Origin of the sequence: Deinococcus seoulensis, from assembly GCF_014648115.1 — a bacterium.
Classification (GTDB): Bacteria; Deinococcota; Deinococci; order Deinococcales; family Deinococcaceae; genus Deinococcus; species Deinococcus seoulensis.
The window spans coordinates 75,301-86,464 of record NZ_BMQM01000014.1 but is presented as its reverse complement, the minus strand read 5'-3'; the positions used below and the strand labels follow the sequence as shown (position 1 = coordinate 86,464).

8 protein-coding genes are annotated in these 11,164 nt (G+C 69.8%); all 8 read left to right on the top strand.

All coding sequences use genetic code 11. From position 1 onward, the window contains the following. Nucleotides 1-75: 75 nt before the first annotated feature. The 8 genes from IEY70_RS11370 (at nt 76) to IEY70_RS11335 (ending at nt 11,045) form a co-directional block, all read left to right on the top strand. Nucleotides 76-741, top strand: a complete 666-nt coding sequence (locus IEY70_RS11370) for a hypothetical protein (RefSeq protein ID WP_189065133.1) — start codon at nt 76-78, stop codon at nt 739-741. Between the two features lie 47 nt (nt 742-788). Then, entirely contained in the window at nt 789-2,276 is a 1,488-nt protein-coding gene (locus IEY70_RS11365; protein ID WP_189065132.1) for a sensor domain-containing diguanylate cyclase, read from the top strand. A gap of 327 nt (nt 2,277-2,603) precedes the next feature. Next, nucleotides 2,604-3,485: a metallophosphoesterase gene (locus IEY70_RS11360; RefSeq protein ID WP_189065131.1), complete on the top strand. Its 882-nt coding sequence runs from the start codon at nt 2,604-2,606 to the stop codon at nt 3,483-3,485. Between the two features lie 185 nt (nt 3,486-3,670). Next, nucleotides 3,671-5,170, top strand: a complete 1,500-nt coding sequence (locus IEY70_RS11355) for a SulP family inorganic anion transporter (protein ID WP_189065130.1) — start codon at nt 3,671-3,673, stop codon at nt 5,168-5,170. Nucleotides 5,171-5,522: 352 nt separating this feature from the next. Next, nucleotides 5,523-6,872, top strand: coding sequence for an ArsB/NhaD family transporter (locus tag IEY70_RS11350; RefSeq protein ID WP_189065129.1), 1,350 nt, complete (start codon nt 5,523-5,525; stop codon nt 6,870-6,872). Between the two features lie 415 nt (nt 6,873-7,287). Further along, nucleotides 7,288-8,586 carry a cation:proton antiporter gene (locus tag IEY70_RS11345; protein ID WP_189065128.1) on the top strand — a complete coding sequence of 433 codons (1,299 nt, stop codon included), beginning with the start codon at nt 7,288-7,290 and terminating at the stop codon, nt 8,584-8,586. 129 nt (nt 8,587-8,715) lie between these two features. Next, a complete protein-coding gene (locus IEY70_RS21300; RefSeq protein ID WP_189065127.1) occupies nt 8,716-9,717 on the top strand; it encodes a mechanosensitive ion channel family protein in 1,002 nt (333 codons plus the stop codon). After that, nucleotides 9,714-11,045 (top strand): DUF2254 domain-containing protein, encoded by a 1,332-nt coding sequence (locus IEY70_RS11335; protein ID WP_189065126.1) that lies wholly within the window; start codon nt 9,714-9,716, stop codon nt 11,043-11,045. Before IEY70_RS21300 ends, IEY70_RS11335 begins: the two co-directional genes overlap by 4 nt. Nucleotides 11,046-11,164: the final 119 nt, after the last annotated feature.

The following is an 11,164-nucleotide window of genomic DNA, read 5'->3' as shown; positions in this document are numbered from 1 at the left end:
GTTATTTAGTCAAGTATGAACCGGCGGGACATCCGGACGGCCCCCACCGCACCCGGACTGCACTACCATGCGCCCATGCCGTCCCACCCCACCTCCTCTTCCATCACGGCACAGGAGCCCAGGACCCAGCCCTCGCAGCGCAGCGACCCGCCCGGCGCGACCCGCCGTCCACTGCCCGCCGCGCTGCAACAGATCCTGGCCAGCGACGAACTGACCTACCGCACCGCGCAGGCCATCAGCACCGTGCACGCCCACCGGCAGGGCGGCCACTGGCTGCGCGCGCTGCTGCTGCCCGGCGACCCCCCGGAACTCGTGGCACTGCTCGGCGAGCGGGTGCAGCGCCCCGGCTCCAGCATCGGCTTCGGATCGGCGCTGGGGCACGTACAGCACGTGCAGGGCCGCCGGGCCGCGCCGCTGGGCACCGACCCCACCCCCCTGCACGCCCTGGTGGCGGGCGGCAACGTGCGCGAACTGCTGCCCAACGGCGCCGACGCCGCCGTCAGCGACCTGACCCTGGCGCTGGCAGGCGCGCTGGACGCCCAGACCCGCGCCGCGCAGCCCACCGCGAAACCCCGCTTCCCGTTCCTGCGTCAGCGCGGCCCGGACCCCGCCGAAGCCATCCAGGCAGAGACCGAGGTGCAGCGCTGCCTCGCCGAACTGCGAGAAGGCCTGTCGCGGCTGGTGTTCATCCCGCTGCGCGACACCAGCCTCGACTGGGACGACGTGCCGCTGCTTCCCTGAGCGGCGGTCCCGGCCGCCGGACCCCAGTTTCTGGCATGATGAGAGACATGACGGCAGGACAGGCAGGAGATGAACAGCGGCTGGCGACCCTGGCACGCTACGCGGTGCTCGACACCCTGCCGGAACATACCTTTGACCGGATCACGCAGATCGCCACGCGGCTGTTCGGCGTGCCCATCGCGCTGATCTCGCTGGTCGACAAGGACCGCCAGTGGTTCAAGGCCTGCATCGGCCTGGACATCCGCCAGACCGACCGCTCACTGTCGTTCTGCGCGCACACCATCATGGGCGAGGACGTGATGGTCGTGCCCGACGCCACGCGCGACCCGCGCTTCGCGGACAACGGGCTGGTGACCGGCGCGCCGCACATCCGCTTCTATGCCGGGGCGCCGCTGGTCACGCCCGACGGGTTCAAGCTGGGCAGCCTGTGCATCATCGACACCCGCCCGCACGCGGACTTCAGCGCCGAGGACCACGCGTCCCTGACCGACCTGGCGGGCGTGGTCGTCAGTGAACTGGAACTGCGGTTCACCAAACGGCAACTGGAGACCGAGGGACAGGCCCGCGCGCAGATGATGAGTTTCCTGCGCGAATCACAGGCCGTGAACGAGGCGCTGCTGGGCGTGAACAACCTCGCGCAGCTGGACCTGCCGCCGCAGGACATCGCCGCCTTCGCCACCGAACTGATCGCGCAGGTGGCGGGCGTGGACTGGGCCGCGCTGATCGCCCTGGACAGCAGCGGCGGCCGCACGGTCGCCAGCTGGACGTACAGCGAGAACGGCCAGAGCTTCGCGCAGCACCTGCCGGAACGCCTGCGCCCCGGCGAGGGCGTCGCGTGGACGGTCGCCAGCAACGGGCAGCCGCACTACGTCAACCAGTACGCCGACACCCCGAACGCCGCGCCGGGCGTGGTGCAGGCGGGCGCGCAGGCCATCGCGTGGCTGCCGCTGGGCACCTACGGCGACCAGACGTACGTCGTGTCGTACGCCATGCTGCGCGCCGGGGCCAGCTGGACCGCCCGGCAGCGCGAACTGTTCGGGGCGTCCGCGAACGCCATCCGGCAGGCCATGTCCATGCGGGAACTGACCCGCACCGCCGAACTGGCCGCCCTGACCGACCCGCTGACCGGCCTGGGCAACCGCCGCGCCTTCATGGAACGCGGCGCCCTGACGGCCGGACTGCTGGCCGCCGTGGACCTCGACGACCTGAAACGCGTGAACGACGAGGGCGGCCACGCCTCGGGCGACGACCTGCTGCGCCTGTTCGCGCAGGCACTCACGGCCGCCCCGCAGGGCGGGCAGGCATACCGCATCGGCGGGGACGAGTTCGCGCTGCTGCTGCCGCCCGACCAGTCACCCGACGTGTTCGCGGACTGGATCGGCGCGGCCCTGACCCAGGTGCGCGCCGGCGGGTTCCGGAACGCCTCGGCGTCACACGGCGTGGCCCGCTGGCCCGAGGAGGCCGCCGACATGGGCAGCTGCCTGCAACTGGCCGACTCGCGCCTGTACCGCCACAAACGCGAACGCACCCACTGATCAATGGTGCGGACAGGTTCATAACTTCAGGGCAGACCAGCGAGGAACACGCAGTGGTTACCCCTCCCCCTTGAGGGGGGAGGCTGGGAGGGGGTGAGCAGGAATGGCGTTACAGAAGACGTGTTCCATGCTTGTCCCCTCTGGCGCCCGAACAGTGTCCGCACCATTGCTGATACGGACTCCGACCTGAATGGCTTGTAAAGCCGCTGTGTCCGGGCGGATGCAGGCAGGAGAGAACCCCCCCCCGCCGGACGTGGAGCCGACAATCCGTATGAGCGCCCCCCCGGCCACTGCGGGGTATGGCCGCTGCGGGCTATGCTGCGCGGCATGTCTTTCAAGCGTGCGCTGAACGTCCTCGGTTCCGTCCTGGGATGGGGCGCGGCCAGCCTGCTCGTGACCGGCGTGGCGAACACCTACCGCTTCCGGGTGATCACGCACCGCGCCCCGCTGGACGGCCTGACCCGCCCGGTGCGGATCGCGCACCTGAGCGACCTGCACTACGGGCTATTCATCCGGCGCGGCAGCGTGCGCCGCTGGGTGAGCGCGGCCCTGCGCGCCCGGCCCGACCTGATCGTGATCACGGGCGACTTCCTGGACAGCGGCGTGGGCCGGCGCCGCCACCAGGCGCTGCTGACGGAACTCTCACGCCTGAACGCCCCGCTGGGCGTGTACGCCGTGTGGGGCAACCACGACTGGACCAGCCTGAACACCAACGCCACGCGCACCACCTTCGCCGGGAACCTGCGTGACAGCGGCGTGCACCTGATCAACAACGCCGGACGGCAGGTCCGCGACGACCTGTTCGTGGCGGGCGTGGACGACTGGTGGTTCGGGAATCAGGACCTGGAGGCGGCGCTGGCCCGACGCGCGGGCGGCGCGGTCGTGCTGCTCTCCCACAACCCGGACTACCTGACGCAGGTGCCCGCCTGGATCGGCCTGACCCTCAGCGGGCACACGCACGGCGGGCAGGTGCGCGTGCCGATGTTCGGGCCGCTCAAGCCCCGCTCGACCCTGCTGAACGTGCTGCGCGGCTGGGTCAGCGGGGACCGCATCATCGGGTCGCCCGCCGAGGGCACGCCGGGCGTCACGCCCAGCGGGCACGCGCTGGGGTTCGTGTCGACCGGGCTGGGCGTGACCGGCGTGCCGCTGCGCTGGGACTGCCCGGCCGAACTGGTCCTGCTGGACCTGCACCCACCCCGGCGCCCCTGAGCGGCCGGGCGCGTGCCGGGGTTGCTGCGGGCGGCCGCGCGCGGCATACTGCGGGGGCCGCGGGTGCGGCGTCCCGCCTACGAGTGACGCCCCCGACGATAACCAGATGACCACCCCACGCGCCGCCCCCACGGGCAGGCGCCGGGGGCCGGAATTCGGTTGTCACCGCGCCGCACGAGGTGCCCATGACCGGAACGTCCCGCGCAGGTTTCGACCTGCACCAGTATTCAAGAGAGTGGTTCGCGCAGCCCAGGCAGGACATCCTGGCCGGGCTGGTCGTGGCCCTGGCCCTGATCCCGGAAGCGATCGCGTTCTCCATCATTGCGGGCGTGGACCCGCGCGTGGGCCTGTACGCCAGTTTCATCATCGCGCTCGTCACGGCGTTCATCGGAGGCCGCCCCGGCATGATCAGCGCGGCCACGGGCGCCATGGCGCTGCTGATGGTCGGCCTGGTCCGCGATCACGGCCTAGAGTACCTGTTCGCCGCGACCGTCCTGACCGGCGCGCTGCAGATGCTGTTCGGCTGGGCGCGACTGGCCCGCTACCTGAAGTTCGTGCCGCGCAGCGTGATGGTGGGCTTCGTGAACGCCCTGGCGATCCTGATCTTCTCGGCGCAACTGCCGCAGTTTGCCGGTGCGAACTGGCAGATGTACGCCATGGTGGCCGCCGGACTGGCGATCATCTACCTGCTGCCGCGCGTGTTCCGGGCTATTCCGAGTGCGCTGGTCGCCATCGTGCTGCTGACGGTCGTGTCGGTCCTGACCGGCGCGGACGTGCGCACCGTGGGTGACATGGGCGCCCTGCCGACCGCGCTGCCCCCCTTCGGCCTGCCGGACGTGCCACTGACGCTGGAGACGCTGCAGATCATCCTGCCGGTCTCGCTGACGCTGTGCATGGTGGGCCTGCTCGAGAGCCTGCTGACCGCGCAACTGATCGACGAGCGCACCGACACCACCAGCGACAAGAACACCGAGTCCCGCGCGCAGGGCGCGGCGAACATCGTCACCGGGTTCTTCGGCGGCATGGCAGGCTGCGCGATGATCGGGCAGAGCATGATCAACGTCACGAACGGCGGGCGCGGACGCCTGTCCACGTTCGTGGCGGGCCTGGGCCTGCTGATCCTGATTCTGCTGCTTCAGCCGCTGCTGGTGCAGATTCCCATGGCGGCGCTGGTGGCCGTGATGATCGTGGTCAGCGTCAGCACCTTCGACTGGAGCAGCCTGCGCACCCTGACCCTCTACCCGCGCGGCGAGGGGATCGTGATGCTCGCCACGGTGGGCGTCACGGTGTTCACGCACAACCTGTCGGCCGGCGTGCTGGTGGGCGTGCTGCTCAGCGCCGTGTTCTTCGCGCGGCAGGTGTCGAAACTGTCCAGCGTGACCGCCGAGGACACCCCGGACGGCCGCACGTATCGCGTGACCGGGCAGCAGTTCTTCGTGAGCACGCACGACTTCCTGGGTCAGTTCGATTACCACCACCCGGACCGGCGGGTCACGATCGACCTGTCCGGCGCGCACTTCTGGGACGGGTCGGCCGTGGCCGCCATGGACAAGGTCATGCTGCGCTTCCGCCGCCAGGGAACCGAGCCGCGCCTGGTGGGCCTGAACGAGGCGTCCGCGTTCCTGCTCGACCGGCTGGCCACCTACCACAGGCCCGGCGCCGGCGCGGGCGGCGGGCACGACTGAAGCGAGAAGGAGAGCAACGGGCGGCCGGACGTGGAGTGGGCAACCCGCTCCCCTGACGAAACGGACGGCCGCGCGCATGATCCGCCCGGACGGGTTTCCGGAGGGCCGCGCTACACTGCCCCTGAAACGAGGCTCCCAGGAGCCGGTCGCGGCGACCACACGCTGAACGGGAGGAGCCTGCAAGCAAGCTTCTCCCATTGCCGTTCACCCGCCGGTCGCGGCCGGGCGGGGCGCACTTCATGCGTCTTTCACGCAGTCCGCACCGGTTCCGGGGCGCCGCGCACACTAGGAGCGTCCATGAGTCCACCCCCCTTCCCCACCGTCCGTCCCGCCCTGATTCCCGGAGAGCCGCATGCACGAACCCACTGAGTCCATCAACCTGCTGAGCAGCCTCGGCATCAACCTCAGCAGCGGTCAGCTGACCACGCTGGCGATCGCGCTGTTCGTGGCGACGTACGCCATGATCCTGCTCGAGAAGTACGTTCACCGCACCGTGGCGGCGCTGCTGGGCGCCTGCGCGGTCATGATCACGGGCCTGCTCACGCCGGACATGGCGTGGGCCAGCATCGATTTCAACACGATCTTCCTGCTGTTCGGCATGATGAACATCGTGAACGTCCTGAGCCGCAGCGGGTTCTTCGACCTGGTGGCCCGCCGGGCGCTGGTCCTCACGCGCGGCGAACCGGCCCGCGTGCTGTGGATTTTCAGTCTGCTGACCGCGCTGTTCAGCGCCTTCCTCGACAACGTCACGACGGTGCTGTTCATGGCGCCGGTGGTCATGACGGTCGTGCTGCGCCTGGGCCTGAAACCCATGCCGTACCTGATCGCCGTGATCCTGTCGAGCAACACGGGCGGCACGGCCACGCTGGTCGGCGACCCGCCGAACATCATCATCGGGTCCGTGGCCGGCAAGGGCTTCGGGGAGTTCCTGACGAACGTCGCGCCGTACGCGCTGGTGGCGACCGTGGCAGGCATCGGCCTGATGCACCTGCTGATGCGCCGGCGCGGCGACCTGAACAGCGACATCAGCGCCGAGCGGCTGCGGCTGGCCCTGACCGACGACACGCCCCTGAAAACCAACCCGCTGCTGATGAAACAGGCGCTGGGCGTGTTCGCCGTGACGCTCCTGCTGTTCATGATCGGGCACCCGCTGGGCCTGGAGGCAGGCCTGATCGCCCTGACCACCAGCACCTTCCTGATGCTGATCGCGGACCTGACCCCGGTCGAACTGTTCGAGCAGGTCGAGTGGACCACGCTGCTGTTCTTCATGGGCCTGTTCGTGGTGGTGGGCGCCCTGGAGCACGTGGGCGTGTTCACGATGGTCGCCACCTCCCTGACCGACATCATCGGCGGGAACGTCGGCAGCGGCATCCTGCTGGTGGGCTTCGCCAGCGCCCTGATCAGCGGGTTCGTGGACAACATTCCGTTCACGATCTCCATGGCCAGCGTGCTGCGCGAGTTGCAGACCACCTTCGGCCCCAGCATGGACCCGCTGTGGTGGGCGCTGTCACTGGGCGCCTGCCTGGGCGGGAACCTCACCCTGATCGGCGCGTCCGCGAACATCGTCGTGTCCGACATCGCCGCGCGGGAAGGCCACCCGATCTCGTTCGGCGGGTTCATGCGGTACGGCACGCCAGTCTCGCTGATCACCACGACCATCGCGCTGGGCCTGTTCTACATCACCCACACCCTGATGAACTGACGGCCCCGGCCATCCGGGGTCATCCTGGACAGTCGGCGGGCACCCAGGCGGCGCGGGCGGAAGCAGACACAGCTTCCCGGCCCGCGCCTTCAGGTTGTACGGACTCGTAGAGCTGCGCCGCAGAGCGAGCAAAGCGGATTCCGTTTATTTCGTTGACAACCCGGAAGGGCGCCGGGTTGCCAACGCCACGTCTGGCAGCCCGCTTTGCTCCTACTCGCCTCGCTCGAATTGAACGGCTTTATAAGCCATTCAATCGGAGTCCGTATGAGAGCCGGAGCGGGCGGCCGGGGCATGCCGCCGCACGTCACGCGGCCTTCGGCTACGGTGGAGGGCATATGAAGACACAGAACGCACGGTCGGCCCTTCCGTCTGCCCGCCCCAGTCCGGCCTGTCCGGGGACGCCAGGGGGTGGCGCGTGCCGCTGCTGAATCTGGCGGCGATGCTGGTGGGCGTCACGGCGCTGCTGGCGTTCCTGAACGCCCGGTACCTGCGGTTGCCCGCGTCGATCGGGGTGACGGTGGGGGGGCTGCTGTTCAGTCTGCTGATTCTGCTGCTGGTGGGCCTGGGCGTGCCGTTCGCGGTGGATGTGGTCGAGGTGGCGCGCAGCGTGAAGTTCAGTGATTTCGTGTTCGAGGGGGTGCTGTCGTTCCTGCTGTTCGCGGGGGCGCTGGGCGTGAACTCGCACGCGCTGTGGGCGTTGCGGGCGCCGGTGCTGACGTTCGCGTTGCTGTCCACGGCCATCTCGATCGCGCTGATGGGCGGCGCGACGTACGGCCTGACGCACCTGTTCGGGCTGGATGTGCCGCTGGTGTTCTGCCTGCTGTTCGGGGCGCTGATCTCACCGACCGATCCGGTGGCGGTGCTGGGGATGCTGTCGCAGGCGAAGGTGCCGCGCCGCATCGAGACGCTGGTGGCGGGCGAGAGTCTGTTCAACGACGGGGTGGGCGTGGTGGCGTTCGCGGTGCTGGCGGCCGTGGCGACCGCGTCCGGGCATGGCGCGGAGCACGCTGCCGGGCACGGCCCGGACCTGAGTGTGCTGGGCGTGTCGCTGTTCTTCGTGCAGGAGGCGCTGGGCGGCCTGCTGCTGGGCAGCGTGGCGGGCCTGGGCGCGTACTTGATGCTGCGCGCCGTGAACGATTTCGTGGTCGAGGTGCTGGTCACGCTGGCGCTGGTGCTGATCTGCACGGCCGTGGCGGGGGCGCTGCACGTGTCCGCGCCGCTGGCGGCGGTCGCGGCGGGACTGCTGGTGGGTCTGCTGACCGACCGGCGCCCGGCGGCCCTGTCGTCCCGTGAGAAGTTCGACAGTTTCTGGCACCTGACCGACGAACTGCTGAACATCGCGCTGTTCGCGCTGCTGGCGCTGGAGGTCGTGGTGGTGCGGTTCACGCCGCAGACGGCGCTGCTGGGGGTGCTGGCCATCGCGCTGGTGCTGGTCGTGCGGGCGGTCAGTGTGCTGCTGCCGTCCACGGTGCTGGCCCGCGCGTACGAGTTCCCGCCGTTCACGCGCCGCCTGATGATCTGGGGCGGCCTGCGCGGCGCGATCAGCGTGGCCCTGGCCTTCACGGTCCCCGAGGGCGAGTGGCGTGACCTGTTCCTGGTGATGACCTATGTGGTCGTGGTGTTCAGCATCGTGGTGCAGGGCCTGACGGTGGGTGGGCTGGCCCGGCAGGCGGCGGCCGCGCAGCAGCACCCGGACCCGGCCAGCCTGAACTGACCCGGCAGGTACGTCACCTTCACCCGCTCTCCTGTTCATGGGGGGCGGGTCTTTCACGGGGGGACATGAAGGTTTCTGGCACGCGGCTCTGGCCGGGGTGGGGCGGGCGCTGCCTACACTCGTGGGGAAATGAGTGCCAGTCCTGTTCCGCTTCTGACCCGCCTGCAGACCACCTTCGATGGGCTGGTAGCTGCCCTGCCGAACGTGATGATCGCGCTGGTGGTGCTGCTGGTCTTCATGCTGCTCTCGCGGCTGGCGCTGAACGGCGTGCGGTCCGTGGCGCAGCGGGCGGGGCAGACGCCGGGCGTGGCGCTGGTGTTCGGGCGGCTGGCGTCGTGGCTGATCACGACGCTGGGCGTGCTGGTCGCGCTGACGATCATCTTCCCGACCCTGACGGCGGCGTCGCTGTTCAGTGCGCTGGGGGTCAGTGGCGTGGCGATCGGGTTCGCGTTCAAGGACATCTTCCAGAACCTGCTGGCGGGCCTGCTGATCCTGGTCACGCGGCCGTTCCGGATTGGGGATCAGATTGTCAGTGGCGAGCACGAGGGCACCGTGGAGGACATTCAGGTGCGGGCCACGCTGCTGCGCACGTACGACAACCGCCGGGTGGTCATTCCGAACGGGGAACTGTACACCAACCGGGTGGTCGTGAATACCGCGTTCGACCGGCGGCGGCTGGCGGTGCAGGTGGGCATTGGGTACGGGGATGATATCGACGGGGCGCGCGCCCTGATCCTGGAGGCGCTGGACGCCAATCCGGAGATCCTGGCCGATCCGGCGCCGACGGTGCTGGTGCGGTCCCTGGCGGATTTCAGCGTGAATCTGGAGGTGCGGTTCTGGATCGATCCGCCGATCCGGCGTGAGGCGGTGGAAAGTGAGGACCGGGTGCTTCAGGCGCTGAAGGAGACGCTGGTCGCGGCGGGCGTGGACCTGCCCCTGCCGACGCAGCAGGTGCTGTTTCATGACCAGACCGAGGAGACCGACGGGGACCGCCGCCGTCAGCGTGAAGGCTGGCCCGCCGGGAAGGGAGCGTCACCCCGCCCGGCGCGGCTGCTGAAGGAACAGGTGGCCCCGGAGGAGGGGCGGGGCGGCCCGGCGGACGGGTCGGCGCCGGAGCGGAGGGACGCTTGAAGGGCTGGCTGTTGCGGGCCGAGCAGTGGACGCGGCAGTTCTGGTTCATTCCGGCGGTCATGACGGCCCTGGCGTTGATCCTGGCGGAGGTCGGCATCAGCCTGGAGGAACGCTACGGCGTGGCGAAGGCCCTGAGTTTCGCGTACAGCGGCGGTGAGAGCGGGGCGCGCAGCGTGCTGTCGGCGGTGGGCAGCAGTTCCATCGGCGTGGCGGGCACGGTCTTCTCGATCACGATCGCGGCGCTGTCGTACGCGGCGGGGAACATGGGGCCGCGCCTGCTGGACAACTTCACGCGGGACCGGGGGAATCAGGTGGTGCTGGGCGTGTTCATCGCGACGTTCACGTTCTCGATCTACACGCTGCGCAGCGTGACGGGCAGCGAGGAAACGCCGTTCGTGCCGCACTACAACGTCAGCGTGGCGATGCTGCTGGCGCTGGCGTGCGTGGCGGCGCTGGTGTACTACCTGGCGCACGTGACGTCCTCGATCAACATGACGCGGGTGGTGAACCTGCTGCGGGACGACCTGCGCCGGGCGCTGGACCGCGCGACCGAGCAACTCGACCGCAGTCCCGGCGGGAGCGTGCGGGACGTGAGTCCGCCGCCCGAGGAGTACTGGGCGCAGGCGGAGGTGTTCCGCGCGCCGGACGGCGGGTACCTGCAACTGGTGGACATCGAGGGGCTGGTCGCGCGGGCCGAGGCGCATGGCGTGTCGGTGCGGCTGCACGTGCGGGCCGGGGATTACGTGTTTCCGCACTCGCCGGTCGCGCAGGGCGTGCCGGACCTGCCGGACGGGCTGAACATCATGGGCGCCCTGACGCTCGGGAAGCGGCGCGTGGCGGGTCAGGATCTGGAGTACAGCGTGCGGCAGCTGTCGGAGGTCGCGGCGCGCGCGCTGAGTCCCGGCGTGAACGACCCGGTCACGGCGATGGACGTGATCGACCGGTTCGGGGACGCGCTGTGCCGCCTGAACGACCGCCGCTGGCCGAACGGGGTGTACCTGCGCGGGCATCAGGTGCGGCTGGTGATGCCGGCCACGAGTTTCGGCGGGCTGCTGGACGCCATGTTCACCATGCCGCGCCAGTACGGGAAGGGCAGTCCGGCGGTGACGCTGCGGATGCTGGAGGTGTTTCAGATCGTCGCGGAGTGCATCGACGACCCGCTGCGCCGTCAGGAGTTGCTGCGGCACGCGCGGCTGGTGCTGGAGGACGCGCAGGGTGCGACCAGCAACAGTCAGGATCTGGCAGACCTGAACGAACGCTTCGGGCGGGTGGAGCGCACCGTGCAGGAGAGCGGCGGGCCGCGCGCCGGGGCGGCGGGCCTGCCCTGAGCGGCGGGGGGCGGGTACCCACGTCGGGGGTGACGGGAATGCAACAGACCGGACGGTCAGGAATCGTATGCTGGGGGTCGGGAGTGCATTGATTCCCGCAGCTGCACTGTTCTTCCTGT

Coding starts and splice junctions, on each gene's coding strand:
- IEY70_RS11365 (WP_189065132.1), top strand. CDS start 789: ATGACGGCAGGACAGGCAGGAGATGAACAGCGGCTGGCGACCCTGGCA.
- IEY70_RS11355 (WP_189065130.1), top strand. CDS start 3,671: ATGACCGGAACGTCCCGCGCAGGTTTCGACCTGCACCAGTATTCAAGA.
- IEY70_RS11370 (WP_189065133.1), top strand. CDS start 76: ATGCCGTCCCACCCCACCTCCTCTTCCATCACGGCACAGGAGCCCAGG.
- IEY70_RS11350 (WP_189065129.1), top strand. CDS start 5,523: ATGCACGAACCCACTGAGTCCATCAACCTGCTGAGCAGCCTCGGCATC.
- IEY70_RS11360 (WP_189065131.1), top strand. CDS start 2,604: ATGTCTTTCAAGCGTGCGCTGAACGTCCTCGGTTCCGTCCTGGGATGG.
- IEY70_RS21300 (WP_189065127.1), top strand. CDS start 8,716: ATGAGTGCCAGTCCTGTTCCGCTTCTGACCCGCCTGCAGACCACCTTC.